The sequence below is a fragment of the Mesorhizobium sp. M7A.F.Ca.US.011.01.1.1 genome (assembly GCF_003998295.1).
Taxonomy (GTDB): domain Bacteria; phylum Pseudomonadota; class Alphaproteobacteria; order Rhizobiales; family Rhizobiaceae; genus Mesorhizobium.
Window position 1 is genome coordinate 1 of the sequence record NZ_RZRT01000075.1, and the last position, 23,944, is coordinate 23,944.

24 protein-coding genes are annotated in these 23,944 nt (G+C 62.9%); 11 read left to right on the forward strand and 13 right to left on the reverse strand.

Annotated features, from left to right (window positions below):
• Positions 1–396 precede the first annotated feature (396 nt).
• Both EOA13_RS33180 and katG read right to left on the reverse strand, forming a co-directional pair.
• Complete coding sequence (locus EOA13_RS33180) at positions 397–954, reverse strand: GNAT family N-acetyltransferase (protein ID WP_127297489.1); 558 nt, start codon at positions 952–954, stop codon at positions 397–399.
• A 182-nt stretch (positions 955–1,136) separates the two neighbouring features.
• Positions 1,137–3,335, reverse strand: coding sequence for a catalase/peroxidase HPI (gene katG, locus EOA13_RS33185; RefSeq protein ID WP_127297490.1), 2,199 nt, complete (start codon positions 3,333–3,335; stop codon positions 1,137–1,139).
• Positions 3,336–3,598: 263 nt separating this feature from the next.
• Here katG and EOA13_RS33190 point away from each other — a divergent pair, with 263 nt between their 5' ends.
• Positions 3,599–4,552, forward strand: a complete 954-nt coding sequence (locus EOA13_RS33190; RefSeq protein WP_127297491.1) for a hydrogen peroxide-inducible genes activator — start codon at positions 3,599–3,601, stop codon at positions 4,550–4,552.
• A gap of 19 nt (positions 4,553–4,571) precedes the next feature.
• On the opposite strand, the gene EOA13_RS33195 is transcribed toward EOA13_RS33190, so the two are convergent.
• Positions 4,572–5,294, reverse strand: a complete 723-nt coding sequence (locus EOA13_RS33195) for a DNA helicase (protein ID WP_127297492.1) — start codon at positions 5,292–5,294, stop codon at positions 4,572–4,574.
• 401 nt (positions 5,295–5,695) lie between these two features.
• Here EOA13_RS33195 and EOA13_RS33200 point away from each other — a divergent pair, with 401 nt between their 5' ends.
• The 3 genes from EOA13_RS33200 to EOA13_RS33210 all read left to right on the forward strand — a co-directional run bounded on the left by EOA13_RS33200 (position 5,696) and on the right by EOA13_RS33210 (position 8,617).
• A complete protein-coding gene (locus tag EOA13_RS33200) occupies positions 5,696–6,679 on the forward strand; it encodes a hypothetical protein (protein WP_127297493.1) in 984 nt (327 codons plus the stop codon).
• Between the two features lie 491 nt (positions 6,680–7,170).
• The gene (locus EOA13_RS33205; RefSeq protein WP_127297494.1) at positions 7,171–7,527 is read left to right on the forward strand and encodes an SPW repeat protein; all 357 of its coding nucleotides are present in this window, start codon (positions 7,171–7,173) and stop codon (positions 7,525–7,527) included.
• Positions 7,528–7,699: 172 nt separating this feature from the next.
• Positions 7,700–8,617 carry an NADP-dependent oxidoreductase gene (locus tag EOA13_RS33210; protein WP_127297495.1) on the forward strand — a complete coding sequence of 306 codons (918 nt, stop codon included), beginning with the start codon at positions 7,700–7,702 and terminating at the stop codon, positions 8,615–8,617.
• 34 nt (positions 8,618–8,651) lie between these two features.
• Here the strand turns inward: EOA13_RS33210 and EOA13_RS33215 are convergent, their stop codons facing one another.
• Positions 8,652–9,029, reverse strand: coding sequence for a hypothetical protein (locus EOA13_RS33215; RefSeq protein WP_206535342.1), 378 nt, complete (start codon positions 9,027–9,029; stop codon positions 8,652–8,654).
• Here EOA13_RS33215 and EOA13_RS33220 point away from each other — a divergent pair.
• Entirely contained in the window at positions 9,028–9,387 is a 360-nt protein-coding gene (locus tag EOA13_RS33220; protein ID WP_245490555.1) for a DUF2267 domain-containing protein, read from the forward strand. The genes EOA13_RS33215 and EOA13_RS33220 overlap by 2 nt on opposite strands.
• A 60-nt stretch (positions 9,388–9,447) precedes the next feature.
• Here the strand turns inward: EOA13_RS33220 and EOA13_RS33225 are convergent, their stop codons facing one another.
• The 3 genes from EOA13_RS33225 to pcaD all read right to left on the reverse strand — a co-directional run bounded on the left by EOA13_RS33225 (position 9,448) and on the right by pcaD (position 11,023).
• Positions 9,448–9,663, reverse strand: coding sequence for a hypothetical protein (locus tag EOA13_RS33225; RefSeq protein ID WP_127297496.1), 216 nt, complete (start codon positions 9,661–9,663; stop codon positions 9,448–9,450).
• A gap of 44 nt (positions 9,664–9,707) precedes the next feature.
• A complete protein-coding gene (locus EOA13_RS33230) occupies positions 9,708–9,953 on the reverse strand; it encodes a hypothetical protein (RefSeq protein WP_127297497.1) in 246 nt (81 codons plus the stop codon).
• A 278-nt stretch (positions 9,954–10,231) separates the two neighbouring features.
• A complete protein-coding gene (pcaD, locus tag EOA13_RS33235; protein WP_127297498.1) occupies positions 10,232–11,023 on the reverse strand; it encodes a 3-oxoadipate enol-lactonase in 792 nt (263 codons plus the stop codon).
• A 102-nt stretch (positions 11,024–11,125) separates the two neighbouring features.
• Here pcaD and EOA13_RS33240 point away from each other — a divergent pair, with 102 nt between their 5' ends.
• Positions 11,126–12,031: a LysR family transcriptional regulator gene (locus EOA13_RS33240; RefSeq protein WP_127297499.1), complete on the forward strand. Its 906-nt coding sequence runs from the start codon at positions 11,126–11,128 to the stop codon at positions 12,029–12,031.
• Between the two features lie 115 nt (positions 12,032–12,146).
• Here the strand turns inward: EOA13_RS33240 and EOA13_RS33245 are convergent, their stop codons facing one another.
• Together EOA13_RS33245 and EOA13_RS33250 are read right to left on the reverse strand one after the other, a co-directional pair.
• Positions 12,147–12,461: a hypothetical protein gene (locus tag EOA13_RS33245; RefSeq protein WP_127297500.1), complete on the reverse strand. Its 315-nt coding sequence runs from the start codon at positions 12,459–12,461 to the stop codon at positions 12,147–12,149.
• Positions 12,462–12,598: 137 nt separating this feature from the next.
• Positions 12,599–13,048 carry a GatB/YqeY domain-containing protein gene (locus EOA13_RS33250; RefSeq protein WP_127297501.1) on the reverse strand — a complete coding sequence of 150 codons (450 nt, stop codon included), beginning with the start codon at positions 13,046–13,048 and terminating at the stop codon, positions 12,599–12,601.
• Positions 13,049–13,324: 276 nt separating this feature from the next.
• Between EOA13_RS33250 and carA the strand changes: the two genes are divergently transcribed.
• Positions 13,325–14,542 carry a glutamine-hydrolyzing carbamoyl-phosphate synthase small subunit gene (gene carA / locus EOA13_RS33255; protein WP_127297502.1) on the forward strand — a complete coding sequence of 406 codons (1,218 nt, stop codon included), beginning with the start codon at positions 13,325–13,327 and terminating at the stop codon, positions 14,540–14,542.
• A gap of 313 nt (positions 14,543–14,855) precedes the next feature.
• On the opposite strand, the gene EOA13_RS33265 is transcribed toward carA, so the two are convergent.
• Together EOA13_RS33265 and EOA13_RS33270 are read right to left on the reverse strand one after the other, a co-directional pair.
• Positions 14,856–16,121 carry a TCR/Tet family MFS transporter gene (locus tag EOA13_RS33265; protein WP_127297503.1) on the reverse strand — a complete coding sequence of 422 codons (1,266 nt, stop codon included), beginning with the start codon at positions 16,119–16,121 and terminating at the stop codon, positions 14,856–14,858.
• Positions 16,122–16,275: 154 nt separating this feature from the next.
• Positions 16,276–17,196, reverse strand: coding sequence for a neutral zinc metallopeptidase (locus tag EOA13_RS33270; RefSeq protein ID WP_127297504.1), 921 nt, complete (start codon positions 17,194–17,196; stop codon positions 16,276–16,278).
• Positions 17,197–17,383: 187 nt separating this feature from the next.
• Here EOA13_RS33270 and EOA13_RS33275 point away from each other — a divergent pair, with 187 nt between their 5' ends.
• Positions 17,384–19,483 carry a hypothetical protein gene (locus tag EOA13_RS33275; RefSeq protein WP_127297505.1) on the forward strand — a complete coding sequence of 700 codons (2,100 nt, stop codon included), beginning with the start codon at positions 17,384–17,386 and terminating at the stop codon, positions 19,481–19,483.
• 81 nt (positions 19,484–19,564) lie between these two features.
• Here the strand turns inward: EOA13_RS33275 and EOA13_RS33280 are convergent, their stop codons facing one another.
• Both EOA13_RS33280 and mntR read right to left on the reverse strand, forming a co-directional pair.
• Positions 19,565–19,753 (reverse strand): hypothetical protein, encoded by a 189-nt coding sequence (locus EOA13_RS33280; RefSeq protein WP_127297506.1) that lies wholly within the window; start codon positions 19,751–19,753, stop codon positions 19,565–19,567.
• A 94-nt stretch (positions 19,754–19,847) separates the two neighbouring features.
• Positions 19,848–20,300, reverse strand: a complete 453-nt coding sequence (mntR, locus tag EOA13_RS33285) for a manganese-binding transcriptional regulator MntR (protein WP_127297507.1) — start codon at positions 20,298–20,300, stop codon at positions 19,848–19,850.
• A 233-nt stretch (positions 20,301–20,533) separates the two neighbouring features.
• Between mntR and EOA13_RS33290 the strand changes: the two genes are divergently transcribed.
• The 3 genes from EOA13_RS33290 (at position 20,534) to EOA13_RS33300 (ending at position 23,589) form a co-directional block, all read left to right on the forward strand.
• A complete protein-coding gene (locus EOA13_RS33290) occupies positions 20,534–21,898 on the forward strand; it encodes an Nramp family divalent metal transporter (protein WP_127297508.1) in 1,365 nt (454 codons plus the stop codon).
• Between the two features lie 87 nt (positions 21,899–21,985).
• Complete coding sequence (locus EOA13_RS33295; RefSeq protein ID WP_164780494.1) at positions 21,986–22,828, forward strand: protein-L-isoaspartate O-methyltransferase; 843 nt, start codon at positions 21,986–21,988, stop codon at positions 22,826–22,828.
• A 110-nt stretch (positions 22,829–22,938) separates the two neighbouring features.
• Complete coding sequence (locus tag EOA13_RS33300) at positions 22,939–23,589, forward strand: dihydrofolate reductase family protein (protein ID WP_127297510.1); 651 nt, start codon at positions 22,939–22,941, stop codon at positions 23,587–23,589.
• Positions 23,590–23,944: the final 355 nt, after the last annotated feature.

A 23,944-nucleotide genomic window follows, 5' to 3' on the forward strand; every position in this document is an offset into this window, starting at 1 on the left:
CAGGCGCCGATCGCCAAATCGCCCCAGTCCGTATTCCATCCCGGCCATCGATACCTCCATCGAGCTTCAAGCCGACACAGAATCGACCTTCAGCGCAAAGCGCAACCGAGATGTGTGAATGCGATAGCACGAAAGTGGGGGAGAGGTGGCCGCGAAGCGGTCGGAGAGGGGGTCTGCGCCGGCGGATGAGAAGAGGATTTCTTTGAGTCCGCCCGGATAGGGTTGCGCCATTCCCCCTCTCCGTCTCGGCTTCGCCGAGCCACCTCTCCCCCATTTCATGGGGGCGAGGAACCCAAGTCTTGCAAGGCCTCATTCCGGCTGTTGCTCAACCAGATGATCTCGGATGCAGGTCATAGTGCTGGTTCAAGCCACGCGCCGTTCCTCGAACCTCCACCCCTACAGCTCGATCCGGAACCGCAAGCTTTCCGCCCCGCCATAGGCGGCGTCCTCGAAGAAGCGTTCGACGAGCTTGCCGCCATTGGCCAGGATCACCTTGTGCGAGGCCGGATTGCCCGGCTTGGCGGTGATCTCGACGTGAGCCAGGCCGACCGCTCTCGCCTCGTCCAGCATCAGCCGCAGCGCCTCGGTGGCGTAGCCGCGCCGCCGCTTCCACGGCACCACCGCGTAGCCGATATGGCCGAGCACATGCGGCGGCAGTTCCGCCGTGCCCTTCTGCCAGCGAAAGCCGATGGAGCCCGACGCCTCGCCATCCCAGATCCAGCGGCGGAAGCCCGGCAGGCGCGGCACTTTTTTGCCGTCGGGCAAGCTGATCGGGCCGCCCTTGGCCTGGGGATCGTCGAGGTCGGCAAGAAAGGCCACGGGATCCTTTTCGATGGCCGCAAGCTGCTCGCGCGTCGCTTCCATCAGCCGCACATTGTCCGGTGACCAGCCGCGCTCGAGCGCCACCTTGTAGGATGGCAGATGTTCAAGCGCGGGTTTGACGATTTCGATCATGGTGCACCGGCGGAGACGCTACGCCGATAAATAGCAGCATTGCCCGGCAAGGCACGGTCCACCAAGGAGCAGCCTCTTACGACAAGGGCCGCGTTTCCATCGCTGGAAACGCGGCCCCGATCTTATGTCCTTGGGAGGACTGGAGCTCCGGCGCAGGCGCGCGGGAGTACCCTTATGCGAAGTCAGGCGATGTCGAAGCGGTCGGCGTTCATCACCTTGGTCCATGCCGCCACGAAATCCCTGGCGAATTTCTGGCTTGCATCCGCGGAGCCATAGACCTCGGCAAGCGCACGCAACTGGGCGTGCGAGCCGAAGATCAGATCGGCACGGGTGCCGGTCCACCTGACCGCCTTGGTCTTGCGGTCGCGCGCCTCGTACACCTCTTCCGAACCCGGAACAGAGCCGGCGGCCGGATCCCAGACCGTGTTCATGCTGAGCAGATTGACGAAGAAGTCGTTGGTCAAAGTGCCCGGCCTGTCGGTGAACACGCCGTGCTTCGATCCGCCGGTATTGGCGCCGAGCACGCGCAGACCGCCGACCAGCACCGTCAATTCCGGCGCGGTCAACGCCAGCAACTGCGCCCGGTCGACCAGCATGGCCTCGACCGACATCGGCTGCTTGCCCCTGACATAGTTGCGGAAGCCGTCGACCTTTGGCTCGAGCGCGGCAAAGGAATGCACGTCCGTTTGCTCCTGCGAGGCGTCCATGCGGCCTGGCGTGAACGGCACCTTCACCTCATGGCCTCCGTCGTTCGCGGCTTTCTCGACCGCGGCGACGCCGCCAAGCACGATCAGGTCGGCAAGAGAGACTTTCTTGCTGCCCGCGTTGAACTCCTTCTGAATGGCTTCGAGCTTGGCAAGCACCTTGGCCAGTTCAGCCGGCTGATTGACCTCCCAATCCTTCTGCGGTGCCAGTCGGATACGTGCCCCGTTGGCGCCACCGCGCTTGTCGGAATTGCGGAACGTCGAGGCCGAGGCCCACGCAGTCGAGACCAATTCGGAGACCGAAAGGCCCGATGCAAGGATCTTCGCCTTCAGCGACGCAATGTCCTGCTCGCCGACCAGTTCATGGTCGACCGCCGGGATCGGGTCCTGCCAGATCAGCTCTTCCTTCGGCACGAGCGGGCCGAGATAGCGGGCGACCGGACCCATGTCGCGATGGGTCAGCTTGTACCAGGCGCGGGCGAAGGCGTCGGCGAACTGCTCCGGATGCTCGTGGAAGCGCCGCGACACCTTTTCGTAGGCAGGATCTACCCGCAGCGCGAGATCGGTGGTCAGCATTGCCGGCGCGCGGCGCTTTGACGGATCGTGCGCATCCGGAACGGTGCCGGCCCCGGCGCCACCCCTTGGCGTCCACTGATGGGCGCCGGCCGGGCTCTTGGTCAGTTCCCAGTCGAAGCCGAACAGATTGTCGAAGAAATTGTTGCTCCACTTGGTCGGCGTCGTGGTCCAGGTCACTTCGAGGCCCGAGGTGATGGCGTCGCCGGCAATGCCGGAAGCATGCTTGCTCGACCAGCCGAGGCCTTGCGCCTCGATGCTCGAGCCCTCCGGCTCCGCGCCAACCAACGACGCATCGCCGGCACCGTGCGTCTTGCCGAAGGTGTGACCACCGGCGATCAGCGCCACGGTCTCCTCGTCATTCATGGCCATGCGGGCGAAGGTCTCGCGAATGTCGCGGGCCGAGGCCAGCGGATCCGGCGTGCCGTTCGGGCCTTCCGGATTGACATAGATGAGACCCATCTGCACGGCGCCGAGATGGCCCTGGAGTTCGCGGTCACCGGAGTAGCGCTTGTCGTCGAGCCATTTGGTCTCCGAACCCCAGTCGACGTCCTGCTCGGGCTCCCAGACGTCGGCGCGGCCGCCGGCGAAGCCGAAGGTCTTGAAACCCATCGATTCCAGCGCGACGTTGCCGGTGAGGATCAGCAGGTCGGCCCAGGAGATCTTGCGGCCATATTTCTGCTTGACCGGCCACAGCAGCCGGCGCGCCTTGTCGAGATTGGCATTGTCCGGCCAGCTGTTGAGCGGTGCGAAACGCTGCTGGCCTGCCCCGGCGCCGCCACGGCCATCGCCGATGCGGTAGGTGCCGGCACTGTGCCAGGCCATGCGGATGAACAGTGGCCCGTAATGGCCGAAGTCGGCCGGCCACCAATCCTGCGAATCCGTCATCACCTGGTGCAGGTCCTTGATCACCGCATCGAGATCGAGCGACTTGAATTCCTCGGCATAGTCGAACTCTTCGCCCATCGGATCCGACAGGTTCGATTGCTGATGGAGAACGCCAAGATCGAGTTGGTTGGGCCACCAGTCACGGTTGCTCCTGCTGGAGGATCCGTGTGCAACGGGGCATTTGCCGGCGCTGGGATCATCGGTCTGTGCGTCCATGTTCTTCTCCGATCGTGGCTGTGTTGAGCTGTTCAACTGCTGCGTGACAGGGACATAGAAATGTCCCTGGAGGCGGTCCGTTTCATGGCTGGCGCGATGACCATATGCCCGATACGCGACCGAATATGTTGGATGTCCTGTTGCTGCGGGTATGCGCCTCACCAGGCGGTCCCGACTGCTCCTCATCTTCGTTGCGACTCGTATAGCAAAGCCGCCTGATTAATTTAAGTTGGATTTCCTGATTACAGCGATAAGATGACATTATGACAAACCTGACGCTGAAGCAGTTGCGTTATTTCGAGGCGCTGGCGCGGCACAATCATTTCGGCCGCGCCGCCGATGCCTGCGCGATCTCGCAGCCCGCCATCTCGGTGCAGATCCGGGAGTTGGAGGAAACGCTGGGCACGGCGCTTTTCCAAAGAGGCCCACGTCAGGTCCGGCTGACCAATTTCGGCGAGGAATTCGCCTTGCGCGTCCGCGACATCCTGCGCTCGGTGGACGAGCTGACGGATCTGGCCCGCGCCTCGCGCGACCGGCTGGTGGGACGGTTGCGCATCGGCGTGATCCCCACGATCGCACCCTACCTTCTGCCTGCCATCATCGGCAACCTCGCCCGCATGCATGACGGGCTCGATATCCACGTGCGCGAAACGCAGACGCAGAAACTGATCCAGGAACTGGCCGACGGCCGGCTCGATGCGGCCATCGTTGCCTTGCCGGTGTCGGAACCCTCGCTGACGGAAATCGTGCTGTTTGCCGAGAACTTCGTGCTGGTCCGGCCCGGCGAGGATGAGGGAAAGCCGGTGCCCAACCGCGAAATGCTGCGCGAGATGCGGCTGCTGCTGCTCGAGGAGGGCCATTGTTTTCGCGATCAGGCGCTGTCGTTCTGCAACATGCATTCGGCACGGCCGCGCGAGTTGCTGGACGGCAGCTCGCTGTCGACCCTGGTGCAGATGGTCGGCGCCGGCGTCGGCGTCACCTTGATCCCCGAAATGGCCGTGCCGGTGGAGACGCGCTCGGCGGCAGTCTCCATCGCCCACTTCGCCAATCCCCAACCGTCGCGGACGATCGGCATGATCTGGCGCAAGACAAGCCCGATAGCCAAACAGCTGCTGCTTATATCCGAAGTGGTTTGCCAGGCGGCCGAAGCATTGCGCGCGCAACACAATCCCGCTTCGATCGCCCACCTCCTGAAGCTGACGGCAGCCGCCCGATGAAGGCTGCCTGACCGGATCGTCAGCTTGCCGCCTGGAACCGGATTTCGCCCTTATTCAGGAAGCAGGTCTTGTTGAACAGCGACAGATCCAGCGGGTTCGGCAACCGCACGTCGCTGATCTCGGGAACCGGCTTCTTCGCCGGATCGTATGACCGATCGATCTGCGAGATGAAGACGAGGATCAATCCCCTGTCGCGGGCAAAGGCCTTCAGCGTGCGTACCTGCGCCATCAGGTCCGGGTTTTCCCGCTTCTGATCGAGCAGTTGCAGATAGTCTATGACCACCAGCGTACCACGCGCCGCCGCCGCCAACGCACTGACGATGTAGTCGGCGCTGATGGCATCGGAATTGTCGAACACGAACTGGTCGTTGAACCGCGCCGGATCCGCCCCGATGGCGCGAAACCGGTCGAGCACGTCCCGTTGCGTATATTCCAGCGTGAAGAACACGCCGCGATGGCCTGATTTCATGGCTTCGACCGCGAGTTCAAGGCTCATCAGCGTCTTGCCGTGGCCGGGTCGCGCGCCGACCAGGACCAGGTCACCGGGCGCCAGTTGCGCAAACAGTACGCCGGCAGGCGCCGCCTCGGCTGCCTTGGCTGCCTTGGCTGCAAGCAGACTCCAGCTGGCGAAGCCTTCCCGTGCCGCAACACGATCGAGCGCTTCGTGGAGCGGAATTTTTGCCTCGCGGGACAACAGCCTGGCTCGACGCTTCAGATAATAGACCGGCGCGGACAACTTCATTGCAAACCTCCTGGTGCGAGCAGTTTCCGCAATCCCTCCTTATGCCTGGCGCTCGAACAGTCGGTTCGGTGATCGGAAAGCCCTGCATGAACGATGCTTTCCCGGCGGAGGGAGGAGGCGTGGGCGCGCCAGAATCAGATGATAGCTCAATCCCTGCGTATCGAAAATCGCGGACATTCAAAGATGCGGGGAGCCCGCTGCAAGCCTGGAGCCAGCATCCCGGCGTAGGAGCATTTGCGCGCGTCGATCTCCTTCATGGCTCTTCGTGCGGACTTGCGGAGGGCGCGCTAAACAAAGGGTGCGCTAAACAAGATGTGTTTCGCCTGATAATGCGAGACCCTTTATGAATCGATTCCCGGCGGCGACACCGCAAGGAAACGGCTTTGGCAGGAGTTGATCCGGTGCGGTTGAGATTCGTCCCTCTGGGTATCGTCCCGATCCTCAGCCTCCTCGTCGCCGCCATTGCCTTGACGATGTCGGCTCAATCCTTTGCCGCACCATCTGACGTTCCGGCCTGGCTGCAGGCTCATGTCGGCAACAGCGACGGCCAGATCTCACAAATTGTCCTCGAACGAGCCCGCGCGCTTTACCGGAAGAAGGTCGCGCAAGGTGCAGTCAAGAACCCCTGCTACTTCGCCATGGATGCCACGCGCCCCAGCGATTTGGGCGATGGCGTTCTGGGGCGCCGCTATTACGTCATCTGCGAAGCCAGCCAGTCGTTTCGCGCGATTTCGTCGGGTCATGGCAGCGGCCGCAATTTGAAAGGCGTTGTCGATTTTTCAAATGGCAGGCGGTGCGCGAAGAATTTCGGCAATGCGATGGATTCGTCGTTGACGGCCGGCGGCGGCTATATCACCCGCGAGGCAAAAACCTCGTTCAAGGGCTACTACCGCACCGCTGCGAAACAGGACGCGGTTTTCCAGCGCACCTTCATCCAGTTCGACGGCGAAGGCGAGGCCGCGAACGCCAGGCAGCGGGTGATCGGCGGCCATGCCGCCCAGGTGCTGCACGGCCTATGCCTGCGCAAAAACCCGAAAAGTTCGCATGCCGACCATGACGGCTTCGTGCCGTTCGGCAAACTGGTCGACTATGCCGGCGGCCGCAGCAATGGCTGCACCAGCTGGTCGCCGGCGGATGCGCAGCAGATTATCCCGATGGTCAAGGACAATCCGACGACGCTCTATATCTACCCGGAATCGCGCGACATCGCCGCGGTCGCAGCCAACCATTCACAGCCGGGCGCCTACTGGAACGCGTCCTGCCTGAAGGAAATCGGCACGCCTAAATTCTGGCCGCGAAAGACCCTCGAGCCGATCATCGCCCAATACAGGAAGGATCACCCGGCACCGCCGCCGCAGCCGCTGCCGATCTGCGAAGCGTCTTGAAGTCCGCATCGCACCGCCGCGCCGCTTTATGTTCGGCGTGCGACCGCATTGATCGGCAGCCCTGCGACCCACCATCAATGATTCAATCCGATCTCCAAGGCCAGCGCGCGCCGGTAGCTCCGGTGCCCCGCCTCTCTCCTCGATGTCGCAACTCGAAACAGCTGTGTGCCGGATGGAGTTTGCGATCTCGGCTCGTTGCTCTTCCATAACGCGATATGGGTCGAGAGGTGAGGTAATGGCCTGCACCTCGCAACTTCCCGCCGCGTTTTTCGCGGACGGATCAAGAGTGGCTGGATGTTCCCGGCAGAAGAAGAATCCCACGGCACACTCAGCCGACTATGCTCCAGATTTGTTGATCGGAACCAACGGCCTGCTATCCAGTTAGAAAGCCAGCAAGTCTGGTTGTAGCCTTGCCGCCATGTGACCGACGGTTTCAAGGCCAGCCGGTTGAGCTTCGGAAGCGTGGAGAGCACGCTTGATGGAGAAAAATCATGAACCAGTGGTCAAACGCCAAGCTTTGTGACGTAGCAAATCTGATTCTTGGAGCGATACTCTTCTTCTCTCCCTGGATATTCGCCTTCGCGGCGGGGACACAGTCCCAGAATGCCATGGGCAGCGGCATCGTGATTGTCGTGCTTTCGGTTGCCGCCCTCTTCGCCTTTGCTGTCTGGGAGGAATGGCTGAACCTCGTTGTGGGTCTTTGGGTACTTGCGTCCCCCTGGGTGCTTGGATTCCAGGCAACCACAGCCATGGGCGTGCATGTTGTGATCGGCGTTCTGGTCGCGGTCCTGGCTGCGATCGAGCTGTGGATGATGAATCAGAACCCGCCGACGCAGTCTACGGCTTAGCAGGACTGGGCGTCCTTGCGGCGGCCTGACCATGACGGATTGGCCGCCGATCATCTGACGGTGGCCCGCTTGGAAACCGGTGTGCCTGCCTCCGCAACCCGGGCTGCACAGCCGCTGACGGCAGCCCTGCAGACACCGTCGCCGACAGCCAAACAATAGGAGGTATGCCGACATGAAAGCAGTCCGCATCCACGCTTTTGGCGGACCTGAGGTCCTTTCGATCGATCAAGTCCCCTCGCCTCAGCCGCTTGACGACGAGGTTGTGCTCAGGGTCCGCGCCGCAAGCGTCAATCCGATCGACTACAAGACCCGCGAAGGGTCGGTGAGCGAAACCCTGCCGATCACGCTCGGGCGCGACGTGTCCGGCACGGTGGAAATATGCGGTACGCGGGCGCATACGTTGAAGAAGGGCGACCCGTTATTTGCGATGCTTGGTCATGACCGGGGCGGCAATGCCGAATATGTCGTGGTCAAGGCGACGGAGGCGGCTGCGAAACCGGATCGTCTAAGCCATGTCGAAGCCGCGGCGGTGCCGCTTGCCGGCATCACTGCATGGCAGGGCCTTTTCGACCATGGCGGCCTAAAATCCGGGCAACGGGTTCTCATCCATGGCGGCGCCGGCGGCGTCGGTCATCTGGCGATCCAACTGGCCAAGGCCGCGGGCGCGTTCGTCGCGACAACCGTTTCCGCCGAGGACGTCGTTTTCGTGCGTGAGCTTGGCGCCGATCAGACGGTCGACTACAAGAATCAGCGTTTCGAAGAGGTCGTCGATGCGGTCGACCTGGTGTTCGACCTTATCGCGGGCGACACGCAGGACCGTTCCTGGGAGGTGCTCAAGCCAGGCGGGACGCTCGTTTCCACTCTTTCCCAACCGTCGCAGGAAAAGGCAAACTTGCGTCGGGCGCGTGGCGTCTCCTATCTGGCCAAGCCGAACGCGGCGCACCTTGCCGAGATCGGCCGCCTTATCGACGCCGGCAAGGTCACCCCCTTCGTGCAAGCCACCTACCCTCTTGGAGAGGTCGCCAAAGCGGAAGAACGGCTGGAAAATGAGCATGTGCGTGGCAAGATCGTGCTTGAGGTTTCCGCCTAGCGAGTTGGTGCTTCTGCCGTCCCTCTCGAACGGGTCATCCGATCCGCGCCTCGCCGTCGCTGTCCGGCACGTTCGGAAACAGCACCTTCAGCTTGTGTTCCGCACTTGCCCAACTGCGCGTGTGATGTTGCCAGAGGCACCAATTGCTCACCGCAAAGGCTAGAATGCCAAAAGTCACGGCGAGACTGACTGTCGAGCCAATGACAACCTTGAGCATCACGCCGGCAAAGACACCGGCGATGGCACCGTTGACGACATTCACCATCCCTGCGGTTCCGGCGAACGCTTGCCAGGGCCTTGGCTTGAGGCCGACATCGGCCAGCAGAGCCGTTTGGTTGTCATGAGTGGAGTGAACCAGATAGCGCGCCATCGAGGGAGTAAGCTCGGTGTAGTAGTGCCTGATGCGTGCCATGCCGGATCGGCGGATTGCATGGCACATATTGGGCGCGCTCTTACGGACCGTAAGGGACAGGCTGCAGATCGGGCTTGCGGCCAAACTTGGGGCGGAACTGCCGCTCCTGGTGCGCGGCGCCTATTACGACCACTACCGGCCCGCAGCCGAGCCGGACAAAACGCGCTCCCTTGAAAACTTCTCGCAGCACATCGGCGAGGAATTGAAATCGATCCGCCCCGTCGATCCCGAGGAGGCGGCACGCTCGGTGTTCCGAGTTCTTGCACGGCATATTGATCTGGGCCAGTCGGCCAAGGTGCGCGATGCGCTGCCGAAGGAAATCCAGGCGCTCTGGCCCGAGAGCCTCGGCGTCAAATAGCGACGGCAACGACTCTGACGGCCTCCGAGCGGCGCGCCGAGGCTGGCGTCCAGCAGGGCGTCAGTCCCGTAAACGGTTGGCGGCATGATCCTGATGCTGCTCAGTCGCGACCTGCCTGGAGTCCAAACCGCGTTCTTTGGAATGCTGTGCCTTGTCGCGATTGGACAGTACCTTGTTTTCTTCGAGCTTGTCCTTTGGCGTTACGGTCATGGCGCCTGTCCCGGAACCTTTTCCCTGTGAACCCGCTCCAATGTGTTTCTTGCCGCCGTGTGCCATGGCTGCCTCCAATCTATCCAAATGTTTCCAGGATCGGTGCTCATCTAGTCGTCAGGACGGTTTTTGTGATGGACGCTTTCCTGATTTTTGCCGCGAAGGATGTTGCGGTCGTCCGGATCGACGAGGTCCGGTGTGTCGGTCCTCATGTCCGATCCCTTGCGCAGCGCTTCGCGTTCCGCCGCTGATCGTTTCAGATCCGCCTCTGCATCGAAATCCTCGCCCGCGTTCTTTGTGTTTTCCCGCTCTTCAATGATGCGAATTTGTTGATCGTGGGTTTTGCGTCCAGTCATCGTTTCCTCCGGCGTGTTCGTGTTGGCGCTCGAAAGTCACCGGCCGCCTCAAAGGTCGGGTCACGGCGTGTCCGAGCCTGCCCTCGTGCTGATAATGGCAAGGTGACGGGATCGTTCCGAAAGGCGTCGAACAAGCTTTTCGCCGGATGGCTCGGTTCGGACCGCCGCTCACGTTGACGCAGGGCTCCGACTGCCGCCCGCTCTTCTGAACCATGGCCTCCTTTGAACGTTCGGCGGCCGCCGGACTGGCGCCGGACGCCTTTCCGTCGCGCTCCAGCTCAGCGCAGGAAATCGACCACAGCCTGAATGAACTCTGCCGGATACTCGATGTTCGACAGATGGACCGCGGGCAGCACTATCAGCTTCGCGCCGGGCACCGCCGCGGCAATCATCTCGCCGCGGCTGGCTGCTGTCACCGTGTCGTCCCGACCGGCGATCACCAGCGTCGGCCGCGGTATCAGTGCTACGGTGCGGCGAAGATCGGCGTCGCGAACCGCCGCGAACAGGCCCGCCAGGCCTTGCCGGTCGATAGCCAGCAGCATGGTGCGAAACTCTTCGACCACGGGCTCGTTGGCGGCAACCATCGACGCGGGGAACCAGTTGCTCAGGAACGTCTCGGCGGTTTCCGACATGTCCGGCGCCTGCCGCACCGCGGCAATCCGCTCGTCGAAATAGCTTGCCGGCGAGAGATGAGACGAGGTGTTGCTCAGGATCAGCCGGTCGATCCGCTCGGGCGCGTGGATGCCGAGCCACTGCGCGACGAATCCGCCAAGCGACAGGCCAAGGAAATGTACTCGTTGCAGGTCGAGCGCGTCGAGCAGTTCGATGACGTCGCGGCCAAGCCGGTCGAGCGAGTAGGCGCCGACGGGAACGCTTGATCCGCCATGGCCGCGAAAATCGTAGCGCAGGACACGGAAATGCTTCGACAACTCGCCGATCTGCCTGTCCCACATGTGCAGCGTGGTGCCGATGGAATTCGATAGCACCAGCACCGGCTTGCTTGCCTCGCCGTCGAAGCGGTAGGCGATGCGCGTGCCGTCGCCCGTCGTGACGAAATTCAGCTTGTTCATGATGAAAATTCCTTCTGGAACGTTTGAATGAGGCCAAACGTAGCCGAGGGATAATTTTGTTGATATTACAAAGATGGGACAATCTTTGTAATAAAAACCGATATGGCCGAATTTACTCTCCACGACCTTCAATGCTTCGATGCGGTGATTCGCACCGGCGGCTTTCAGCCTGCGGCGGCCGTGCTGCATCGTTCGCATCCGGCGGTGTTCGCTGCCGTCGCCAAGCTGGAGCGACAGCTCGACCTTTGCCTTCTGGACCGCAGCGGCTATCGCGTGCGTGCAACCGAGGCTGGGCTATCGTTCCACCGCCGAGCGCTATCGCTGCTGCGCGAGCTGGACGGTTTGCGCGTCCATGCCGCCCAGTTGGCGATGGGTGAGGAAAGCGAGATCCACGTGGTGATAGGCGATCTGTGCCCGCGCCCGCATGTGCTGGGCATGCTCGGGCGGTTCTTCGCACAGTGCCCCGGCACCCGCCTGCATCTGCATTTCGAAGCGGTCGGCGGCCCATGGGAGCGTCTATTCGATGACGAAGCCGATCTGATCCTGCACTGGGTCGACAAGGGCGATGCGCGGGTGGAATGGGTCGATCTGTGCAAGGTGTCCTTCATTCCCGTGGTGGCGCCGGGCTTTCTGCCCGAGCGTATCGAGCAGCCGATCACTCTGGACCAGATGCAGGCACTCACCCAATGCGTCATGCGCGACAGCGCCCGCCATTCGCCACAACAAAACTATTCGCTGATCGAAGGCGCGCCGCAATGCCTCGTCGCCGACCAGGGCATGAAGAAGGAGATAATCCTGCAGGGCCTTGGCTGGGGCCACCTGCCCCGCTTCCTGATCGAGGAAGAACTGCATGACGGGCGCCTGCAATCCATTGCCGGCCGCCATCTGCCGGGCCGCACCGACGAACTGGTGGTGGCGCGGCGCCGTGACCGGCCGCATGGGCCGATCGCCAACCGGCTGTGGGATCATATCCAGCAGGAAGCGCCGACATTGCGCCGTGCATTGTAGCCGAGGAGGCCCGCCGGACAGATACCGACCAACCAGTCGCGAAAGGCGCAAGTGGGAAATCGGTCGTTAATGACCGGCCGTGCAATGCCAGGACCTCTCGGGTCCCGTCCAGCGATCACTTCTTGACATACGCTCCAGGCTGGCGACCGCTCTTCGGAGCCTTGGCGTCCTTTGAACGCTCCGCCATAGCGGGGCCGGCCCCGGACGTCTTTTCGGTTGCGGCGCTCGGCGTGCCTTGCCTTGGCGGGTTTTGTCCGTCCGACTGGCGGGTTCGGTCTTCCACTTCGCCCACCCGGCGGGTGAGCCCCATACCGCTGGCGGGCTTCTTGTTGGCGGCCGCATCCTGGGCGAATTCATCGGAAGCGTCGGCATCGGTCTTTGCCGGATATTTCGTCGCGCCGGTTTCGTAGCGGGTTTCGTTCTCAGTCATGACATCTCTCCAGTTGCATGACGGATAAACATCTCGGCGGTATCCGAGTTCCAATTCCTGGACTTCGATTCCGGACGGATCTGGGTTCCGGGAGGAGCCGCCCGGTCGGCCACCCAAGCGACGAGATGGACAGCACCCTACTGCAGCAGACCCTTGACGATGCCGCTCGCCTTGCCGAAATCCATCTGGCCGGCATATTTCTGCTTCAGTGCGGCAATCACCTTGCCCATGTCCTTCTGGCTGGCCGCACCGGTCGCGGCGATCGCCTCGCGCGCCGCAGCCGCCACCGCCGCATCGTCCAACTGCGTCGGCAGGAAGGTGCGGATGATCTCCATCTCGCCGCGCTCCTGCGCGGCGAGTTCCGGCCGTTTGCCGTCGTCGAAGGCTTTGGCCGATTCCTCGCGCTGCTTCACCATCTTGGCCAGGATCTGCAGGATCTCCTCATCGCTGGCCGGCTCCTTGCCCGAACCGCGATTGGCGATGTCGCGGTCGTGAATGGCCGCCTGGATCAGCCGCAATGTCGGCAGCCGATGCTTGTCCTGCGCCTTCATCGCGCTCTTCAGGGATTCGGCGATTTTGCCGCGCATGGTGGATTCTCCTTCGATCGGCGCGGACAATAGCGCCGGGGGCGAGCCAAGGCAAACCCTGATATGCCGGGGCAAGCCGCTGATTTTGCTAGGCGAAATAAAACATGGCGGCATTTCGCATGATCATTGACCGCTCTGCCCCCTTCCCCTATGTACTGGGCCTTGCATGAACGGAAATTTGACTGCGTGGAGGCCGCGAAATCGCCGCTTCGCGCCGTTTGCCGCGCAGATGGCCCGCCGGGCCGGTTGCAGCGCGCGGCCTGATAGGAGTGCCGCATGGCCGAGATGACGCCCGCCTTGACCCCCGCTTGGGCCACTGAAAAGCCGACTGCCCTTCTGGTGCTGGCCGACGGCACCGTCATCGAAGGTCGCGGTCTCGGCGCCACCGGCTCCGCCGTCGCCGAAGTCTGCTTCAACACGGCGCTGACCGGCTACCAGGAAATCCTCACAGACCCGTCCTATGCCGGCCAGATCGTCACCTTCACCTTCCCGCATATCGGCAACATCGGCACCAATGACGAGGACATCGAGGACCTCAATCCCGCGGCCCACGCCGGCGCCGTCGGCGCCGTGTTCAAGGCCGATGTCACCAACCCGTCCAACTACCGCGCCGGCACCGGCCTCGACCAGTGGCTGAAGAAGCGCGGCATCGTCGCCCTGTCGGGCATCGACACCCGCGCGCTGACCGCGCTGATCCGCGAAAAGGGCATGCCCAACGCCGTCATCGCACACGCGCCCGACGGCGTGTTCGATCTCGACGATCTGAAGCGGCGCGCCACCGCATGGTCGGGCCTGATCGGGCTCGACCTCGCCAAAGATGTCACCTCGGGCCAGTCCTCGGTCTGGCGCGAGACGCCCTGGGTGTGGAACGAAGGCTTTGGCGAGCAGACCGAGCCGACAATGCATGTCGTTGCCATCGACTACGGCGTCAAGCGCAACATATTGCGCCTGCTCGCCGGCCTCGGCGCCAAGGTCACCGTGGTCCCGGCCAAGACCGGTGCTGAAGAAATCCTCGCCATGCAGCCGGACGGCATTTTTCTCTCCAACGGCCCCGGCGACCCGGAAGCCACCGGTGACTATGCCGTACCGGTCATCCGGGATCTGTTGAAGACCGACATCCCGGTGTTCGGCATCTGCCTCGGCCATCAGATGCTGGCGCTGGCGCTGGGCGGCAAGACCGCCAAGATGCATCAGGGCCATCACGGCGCCAACCATCCGGTCAAGGACCACACCACCGGCAAGGTCGAGATCGTCTCGATGAACCACGGCTTTGCCGTCGATGCCGACTCGCTGCCATCAGGCGTCGAGGAAACCCACGTCTCGCTGTTCGATGGTTCGAACTGCGGCATCACGCTGACCGGCCGGCCGGTATTCTCGGTCCAGCATCACCCCGAGGCCTCGCCCGGCCCGCAGGATTCGCACTACCTGTTCCGCCGCTTCGTCAATTTGATCCGCGAAAAGCGCGGCGAGGAATTGCTGGCTGAACGGGCTTAGCGCGATCCGCTTGCGCCGCCCCTCATCTGCCTGCCGGCATCTTCTCCCCGTATAGTGACGGGGAGAAGGAAGCTGGCCGCACTCTCGGCGTTCTTCTCGCAACGTAGATAATTGGTGAAACCATCGGACAACAGCATCTTTCTCCCCGTCACTATACGGGGAGAAATGCCCGGCAGGGCAATGAGGGGCGGCGCAAGCGTCAGGTACGATTGGCGCTTCACAGCGAACGCATCGGAATGTCCAAGCCACCGACCGGCCCTCGCTGGCTTCTGGGATGGCCCTCCCAGGTGAGCGCCATTTCGGCTGTCATGGCTCATACCTGCGCCCCATCTTCTGCAACGCCGGTGACGACGTTTGTGCGCGCCACGGGCCTCGCCACCTTGGTGACGAAGACGATGACCGCCAGCGTCAGAAAACATGCGCCGACCAGATAGGGCGCACCGCCGAAGGTCACCGGCGCGCTTGGCCCGGTGAACCAGGAAAAGATCGCCGTATAGAGCAGCGGCGTGATGATCGAGGTGATCGAGAAGATCGAGGTCATCGCCCCCTGCAATTCGCCCTGGGCCGAAGGCGGCACCTTGGCGGCGGCGAGGCTCCTCAGCGGCGGATCGGCCAGCGCTTCCAGGCAGCCGACGACGATCACCGCATAGATCATCCAGCCTTGCGACGCGAAGGCATAGCCGAAAGCGCTGGCTGCCGTGAATGTCAGGCCGATGACCGCCGTCTTCCACTCGCCAAGCCTCGGGATCACGCGCGGCAGCACCGTCGCCATGACGATCGCACCGCACAGGCCGAAGGCGCCGAGCGAGAAGCCTATCTGCTGCTCGCTCCAGCCATAGCGGTAGCTGGAGACGAACGACCACACCGCCGGATACATCATGTGCCCGAGCGTCATCAGGAAGAAGGTGAGCCCGATCCAGCCGATGCCTTGATATTGGCGCATCTGGAGCAGCGTGCCGACCGGATTGGCGCGTTTCCACTCGAAGCGGCGGCGATGCTTGTCATCGAGCGTTTCCGGGAGGAAAAACAACGCAATGAGGAAATTCACGAAGGCGAGCCCGGCGGCGAAATAGAACGGCACGCGCGGCCCGAACGTACCGAGCAGCCCGCCCAGAACCGGCCCGATGACGAAGCCGACGCCAAACGCGATACCGAGCAGGCCGAAATTCTTTGCCCGGTTCTCATCGTTCGAAATATCGGCGATGAAGGCTGAAGTCGTCGAATAGCTGGCGCCTGAAATGCCGGCCAGTACACGCCCGATGAACAGCATCGGGTAGGACCAGGCGACCGCGCAGATCAGATTGTCGATGGAGAAGGTCAGCACCGATGCGAGCAGGATCGGCCGCCGCCCGAACCGGTCGCTCAAGCCGCCCATGATCGGCGCGAAGACGAACTGCATCGCCGCATAGACGAAGAACAGCCAGCCGCCTTCGATCGCCGCGCCGCTGATGCTGACCCCGGTCAATTCCCGGAGATAGGCCGGCAGCACCGGCATGATCATGCCGAAGCCGATAATGTCGAGCAACAGCGTGGTGAAGACGAGCGCAAGGCCCCGTCTGGCGGTTTTGGGGTCGATCATGCAGGATCAAGCTCCTCTGCTCGCCCTAAGCGCAAGCGGACGCACCTTATAGGCGAGCTCGCGGAAAGGAACAATGCAGGAACAGGCCGAATCTATTCATCCTGACATCCCCTGACGGCAGCATCGCCGGCAGGTGAAGCTCGAAAACGGTCTGTCAGATCGGCCCGCTCAGCGTGTTGCACTCCGACAGCTTGCCGCTCTTGTAACCGCGCGCCAGCCAGGTCTGCCGCTGCTGCGAGGTGCCGTGGTTGAAGCTTTCCGGCACGACATAGCCCTGCGTCTTCTTCTGCAGCGTGTCGTCGCCGATCTGCTTGGCGGCATTCAGTGCGCTCTCCATGTCGCCCTGCTCCAATATGCCCTTCTGCGCGGTGTAGTGCGCCCACACACCAGCGAAGCAGTCGGCCTGGAGTTCGATGCGCACCGACATCTGGTTGGCCTCGACCTCACCCATGCTTTGCCGCATCTGGTTGAACTTGGACATGATGCCGGTCAGGTTCTGCACATGGTGGCCAACCTCATGCGCGATCACATAGGCCCGCGCGAATTCGCCCGAAGCGCCGAACTGCTGATCGAGCTGCTGGAAGAAGGTCATGTCGAGATAGACCTTGTGGTCGCCGGGACAATAGAACGGTCCGGCCGCCGCGGAGGCAAAGCCGCAGGCCGAACGGACCTGGCCGGAAAACAGCACCAGCTTGGGATCCTCATAGGTCAAACCTTGCGACTTGAAGATGCCGGTCCAGGTGTCCTCGGTCTCGGCCAGCACTGTGGCCACGAACTGCTTCATCTCGTCATTGGCCGGTGAGGCACCGTTGTCCTGGCCGCTGTTGTCGGTGATCTGGCCGCCACCGCCCGGCAGCAGGCCGCCGTCGCCGCCACCCAGGATCGTCGACGGATCGAAGCCGAAATACCATCCGGCCAGCACCACCAGGATGACGAGGAAGATGCTGCCGCCGCCACCGGTGCGGCCGCCGATCGGAATGCGGAACTGGCCACCGCCGCCGCCGAGTCCGCCACCGCCGCTGTCGCTGCGGTCGTCCTCGATATTGTCACTCTGACGACGGCCCTTCCAGAGCATGGCAACTCCTCGTGCAGCAACTTCCCCGCTGTTCCGGGGCAACAAACAATTATCCCAATGGTTGCGCCAAGTCACAGCATTTTTCGATGGCCTTTTGGCCATACGGGTCGCCTGGCGGCCAAGTTCGTTGCGGCGAGCGGCTCGGCGTTGCAATCGTCCCCATGGCCGAGACTATCGAAGACCGTTAATGTCCGTTTCTCTGGGAAGCGAGGGGCGCTTGCGGACGATCGGCCAATTCCTGCTGTTGCTGACGGCATTGACTTGTTTCGGCATCGGGTCCGCCCGTGCCGCCACGCTCGATTCCAGCGTAGCCGTCACCGAACCCGCCACCTTGCAGGCGCTGGAGCGTGGCGGCCTGTCGATCAGCCGCCTGCTGGGCCCCGCACTCGGCCTCACCCGCGAGGTCGACAATCGCGGCCTGTTTTCAGTGCCGGCTTTGGCCACGGTGCGCGACACAGTCAAGCAGCAGATCGCCGACGAACCGAAGACCAGTCCGGACCCCTATGTCGCTGATATGGCGAAGTCGAAGGACACCAGCCAGAAATTCAACCCGAAATACATCGACGACGATGGCTCGACGCTGGACCTCACCGGCGTCGTCAACCGCATGGACCGCGGCTATCTCGGCCACACCGAATGCGGCGAGATCCGGCTGATCTACCGTTTCCACTATTCGGTGGCGGAAAAGCCGGCCAAGGGAAAGGCGGGCCAGCGCATTTCCTCGCGCCTGCCGCTGACCATGAGCCTGGTGTTCAACGCCAAACCCAGGCAGGCACAAGCGCGCGCCTCGAAGGACCTGCCAAGCGCCACTGACGTGTCCTGCGCCGATGTTGCCCAGCGCTGGCTGGCAGCTGGAAAAAAAGACCTGCCACCCGACCAGCTTGCCGCCTGGCTGCGCTCCGACGAAGGGCCGCTGTCAGGCACCATGCTGAATTCGTCGCAGATCATGCGGCTCGAACTCAACATGCAGGTGCTGCGCCTGTCGGCCTCGACGCGGCGCGATTTCGGCGGCCATGCCGAATATCTCCTGAAGATCTTCAAATGGGATCCGGCTGCGTCCAGCTTCTATGAAGCGAAGATGGAAAACCAGATCGACCGCGCCATTGTGCTGGCCGACAAGCCATCCTTCGCCAAATGGCTGCTCACCGACCGCAACATCTACGATCTGGATCATGGCCGGCTGGTCATCGACGAAAAATTCCTGGCCAGGAGCGCCGTCTCCGTCGCACCCGGCGGCCTCAGCCGGTCGCAGAACAACATTGCCTACGGGCTGGTGGACGACGCCGACATCGACAAGGCGCTGAAGGACTATGTCGCCAAAGGCAACAGGCTCGCGACCATCAAGTCGGTGGCCGGCTTCGAGTTGCGGCTCAACGAGATGAGCTGCACCGGCTGCCACCAGACGCATGGCATTGCCGGCTTCCACTACACCGGCGCCGATCCGGCGAGCGAGCCGCGCCGCAACGCCGTCTTTGTGCCGGGTTCGGCCGTCTTTTTCGCCGACCTGCCACGCCGCCGCGCCGTCGTCGAGCAGTTCGCCGCCGGCAGTCACCCGGACTTTGCACGCGGCTTCGCCGCCCGTCCCGACGCCAGATATGCCGAGGCGCTGAAAGGCACCGACCTCTACAATGGCTGGGGCTCGATCTGCTATCGCGGCGAGGATCCAAGCTTCAAGGACTGGAGCTGCGGCACCGGCCTGCGCTGCGCCGGCGTCCATGAAAGCGCCATCCATCCGGGCTTCGGCACCTGCGTCAGTGAAGCCGGCACGGCGGTCGGCGACCCCGTCGAGTTCGGCGAGATCAGGATGTCGAGCTGGGGCAGCGACCAATATTGCCGCCTGTCGCCGGCCACCGCCAAGGCCTGCGCCATCGACCCCGCGAAGGACAAGAAGCCGCTGGTCAAACTCGCCGGCTATGGCGCCGCGCGCCAGCGCTACGACAATCCGCAGCAGAAGACCGGCGGCTTTCCCGGCGGCATGCTGCGCAAGGCGAGCTGCGACAAGCTTCCCGACGAGGCGACGTGCGGGCGTCTGGCCAAGACCGGCTTCAACGACTGCATCGCGTCGGGCAAGGACCACAAATTCTGCACGAAGGAATTTACCAAGACCGCCGGCCTGCGCGCCTGCGACAAGGCCCATCCCTGCCGCGAGGATTATATCTGCACATCAGGCTATGACGACCTGGCGCAAGCAAAAGCCGGCAAGGGCACCTGCATCCCGCCCTATTTCATCTTCCAGTTCCGCGTCGATGGCCACCCGCGCAGCTGGGTTCAGGATGTCCGTGAGTGAAAGAACGGTTTGCTGAAAGCGCCGCCACATGCCCCGGCAGACGGCTTTCGCCCAGAACCGCTGACGTCAGCTGACAAACGTCTAATCTTTCTGCTTGGCGCCGGCGCTCTTGCCGTCGGAACTTTTCGAACGTTCCTCGAAACGCGCCGCGCCCTTTTTCAGCGGACGGCCGGTTTCGGCCTCGGTCTTGCGCTCGTCCCTCGCCGCCGCCTGTTTCAGTCCCTCGGCCGCCTGCTTGCCCTTTGCGGTCGGTGCCTGTTCAACGCCCATCGCTTCCTCCTTGCCGCGCGACTTGCGCGGATGCCAGAAGCAACGTGCGTAGCGTGCGGCGGTTCCGGCGGCTGGGGAAATCAGGCAATGCGGCTCAGCGCGCCGCCGTCATCGCCTTGCGGAAGGCTTCCAGCGTCTCGGCGCTGACATGGTGCTCGATGCCCTCGGCATCGATGCGCGCTGTCTCCGCACTGACGCCGAGCGAGCGCAAGAAAGCTTCCACCGTCTGGTGGCGGATGCGGCTTTCCTCCGCGACCTTGCGGCCGGCATCGGTCAGGAACACGCCGCGATAGGGTTTTCGCGACACCAAACCGTCGGTGCACAGCCTGGTCAGCATCTTGGCCACTGTCGGCTGGGCGACGCCAAGCCGTGCGGCGATGTCGACCTGGCGCGCCTCGTTGCCGTCTTCGATCAGGTCGGCGATCAGCTCGACATAATCCTCGACCAGCGCGCTGCGGCGCGCTTCGCGCTGCTGCCGAAATCCCTCCGAATGAATTTCGGCGTCGAGCAGCGGCTCACGCGGGACTGGTCTGTTCTTCGGCGCCAATACGCGCTCCTCCCGAGGCTATTACCCGTCCACGCTTTCATAGCACGGGCTCTGATTCTTCAGGCGTTTATTTGCATTCCGCCACAGGTGCAACCAGCGCTTCCGATTGCCGTTTCACCCGATGACCGCCAGCCGCCTAAAAGCAACGACAATGAAATATAGCATATTGCATAATGTTGAGCCATGGCATAGCTTAAGGCAACATTGTCCAGTCTCGCGGAAAGCCCTCCTTCATGTCTGAAGCCGAAGCCACAGCCTCCCGTTCCTCATGGCGGTTCGCCAGGCCCGACGAAGACGAGCAGCCCAGCCTGCGCGAAGTCAATTCCTCCATCGCCGTGCCGAACTCGGGCATCTGGTTCCGTCGCCTGTTCGCCTTCATGGGTCCCGGTTACATGGTCTCGGTCGGCTATATGGATCCGGGCAACTGGGCAACGGACCTCGCCGGCGGCGCACAGTTCGGCTACACGCTGCTGTTCATCATCATGCTGTCCAACCTGATGGCGATCCTGCTGCAGGCGCTGGCGGCACGGCTCGGCATCGCCACCGGCCGCGACCTCGCCCAAGCCTGCCGCGCCTACTATCCCCGGCCGGTCAATTTCGTGCTGTGGATCGCCTGCGAACTGGCCATCATCGCCTGTGACCTGGCCGAAGTCATCGGCACCGCGATCGCGCTGCAACTTCTGTTCGGCATTCCGCTGATCGGCGGCGCCATGCTGACGGCGCTCGATGCCTTCCTCGTGCTGCTGCTGATGAACAAGGGCTTCCGCTATCTCGAAGCCTTCGTCATCGCGCTTTTGATCATCATCTTCAGCTGCTTCGCAATCCAGATCTTCGTCGCCGCCCCGCCGGCCGGCTCGATCCTGCATGCCATGTTCGTGCCGTCGTCGGAAATCGTCACCAATCCGGCCATGCTCTACATCGCCATCGGCATCATCGGCGCCACCGTCATGCCGCACAATCTCTATCTGCACTCTTCGATCGTGCAGACCCGCGCCTATGAACGCACCGACAAGGGCAAGCGCGACGCCATCAAATGGGCAACGACGGACTCGACCATCGCCCTGATGCTGGCGCTGTTCGTCAACGCCTCGATCCTGATCGTGTCGGCGGTCGCCTTCCACAACACCGGCCACCAGGACGTCGCCGAGATCGGCCAGGCCTTCGAGCTCTTGTCGCCGCTGCTCGGTCTCAGCATCGCCTCGATCCTGTTCGCTGTCGCTCTACTGGCTTCCGGCCTGAACTCGACGGTGACCGCAACGCTCGCCGGCCAGATCGTCATGGAAGGCTTCCTGCGCCTGCGCATTCCCAACTGGGCCCGCCGGCTTCTGACGCGCGGCCTCGCCATCATCCCGGTGGTGGTGGTCACCGCGCTCTATGGCGAAAAGGGCACCGGCCAGTTGCTGGTGTTCAGCCAGGTCATCCTGTCGATGCAACTGCCCTTCGCGGTCGTCCCGCTGGTGCAGTTCGTCTCCGACAAGAAGAAGATGGGCAATCTCGCCATTCCGCGCGGCGTCGCCGCCCTTGCCTGGGTAGTCGCCGCAGTCATCCTGGGGCTCAACTTCAAGCTGCTCTACGACACCCTGTTCGGGATCGGCTAAGCTCCGCCTCGCCGGGACATCGGCTACCCTCTGCGCAGAGGGTAGTTTCGCGACAAATCGGCAATCCGCGCTATGTTGTCCCGCAGCATGGCCCGGATCGAAGACATCAGGAAATTCTACGCGCGGCTGCTGGCCGCCAATGCCGGCTCGCCCGACCCACGCCTGGAAGCGGCTTTCGCGGAGGTGCCGCGCGAAGCGTTTCTCGGTCCCGGGCCGTGGACGGTTATCGCCGGCAACGGCAAGGTCACGACGCCGAGCGCCGACCCGGCCCATGTCTACCAGAACGTGCTGGTGACGCTCGACGACGACAAGGGCATCAACAATGGCGAGCCCTTCCTGCACGCCATGTGGATCGGAAAGCTTGCGCCTAAACCTGGTGAGGCCGTCACTCATATCGGCGCCGGCACCGGCTACTACACCGCCGTGCTGGCCAGGCTGGTTTTACCAGGCGGCACCGTCACCGGCTTCGAACTCGACGAAAAACTGGCCGGTCTGGCACACAAAAATCTCGAAGCATATGGCAATGCAACGGTCGTCCATGGCGATGCGGTGACGACGCCCCTGCCGCCATCCGACATCATCTACGTCAATGCTGGCGTCGCAGCGCCACCAGCAGGGTGGCTGAAGGCGCTGCGGCCTGGCGGCCGCATGATCTTCCCCTGGCGCCCGGCCGAGCGCGTCCCACTGGCGGTGATGGTGATCCGCACGCAAAAAGGCTTCGCCTGCGATCCGTTCATGCGATCGTGGTTCATTCCCTGTGTCGGCGCCTCGCTCGCAGACTCAGCGTCGATGACCCCCACCCGCGAGCAGGCCGCGCGCAGCCGCTCGATCTGGCTGGTGCAGGACAAGGCGCCGGACGACACGGCCACCGCCATATCGGGCGATGTCTGGTTCTCGTCGGAAAGTCTCGAAGCCGGACCTCGCAAATGACGGCGGTTTGCCAAAATTTCATATGTCCTGTCGGACCGGTGGCTCGCCGGCCGTCCTTGGGCTGAAGTCCGGCCACCGACGGCGTGGATCGAAGAACGGGAGCATTTGGAATGAGAAAGATCATCTCTGCGACATTCGTCAGCCTCGACGGCGTCATGCAGGCGCCCGGCGGCCCGCAAGAGGATCCGGTCGGCGGCTTCAAGTTCGGCGGCTGGACCTTCCATTACTTCGACGAGGCGGGGGCCGCGGCGATGGACGAACTGTTCTCCAAGCCTTTCGCCCTGCTGCTCGGCCGCAGAACCTACGACATCTTCGCCGCCTACTGGCCGTATCAGAAAGATCCGATCGCCGATGCCTTCAACCCCGCGACCAAATATGTGGCGACGCATCGGCCTGACACCCTCACCTGGCAGAACACACAAGCGCTCGGACCCGATATCGTCGCGACGTTGCGCCGCCTCAAGCAGGAGGATGGGCCGGACCTGCTCATCCAGGGATCTGGCGATCTGATCCAGACCTTGCTCGCCAACGGGCTGATCGACGAAATTCGGCTGATGATCTTCCCGCTATTGCTGGGCAAGGGCAAGCGGCTGTTCGGCGACAGCGCGATACCGGCCGCCTTCAGGCTTGCCAAGTCGCAGGTCTCCAGCACCGGCGTCATCATGGCGACCTACGAACGATCAGGCGAGATCAAGGTCGGCTCCTTTGTCACAGGCGAGCCATCCGACGCCGAGCTCGAGCGGCGCAAGAACTGGAAGTAGCTTTGCAGGACCTGGGTTCCTCGCCCCCATGAATGGGGGAGAGGTGGCCGCGAAGCGGCCGGAGCGGGGGCTTCGTAGGGGCGGATGCTTTGTGAAAACTTGGCACTTCGGCGCCAATCCCCTCTCCGTCTCGGCTTCGCCGAGCCACCTCTCCCCACATTCGTGGGGCGAGGAACCCAAGTTCTTCCAGGCCTCAAGCCGCCATTGCCCGCCGTGCGAGTCCATCCCTAGAGCGGGATGAAATGAGACTGAATCGGCTTGGGATTCCCTTAGGCGTGCAAATCTGATTCAACCTTCATGCTGGGCAAGGAGGTCAGCATGGATGGGCAAGCCTTATTCGATGGATCTTCGCGAA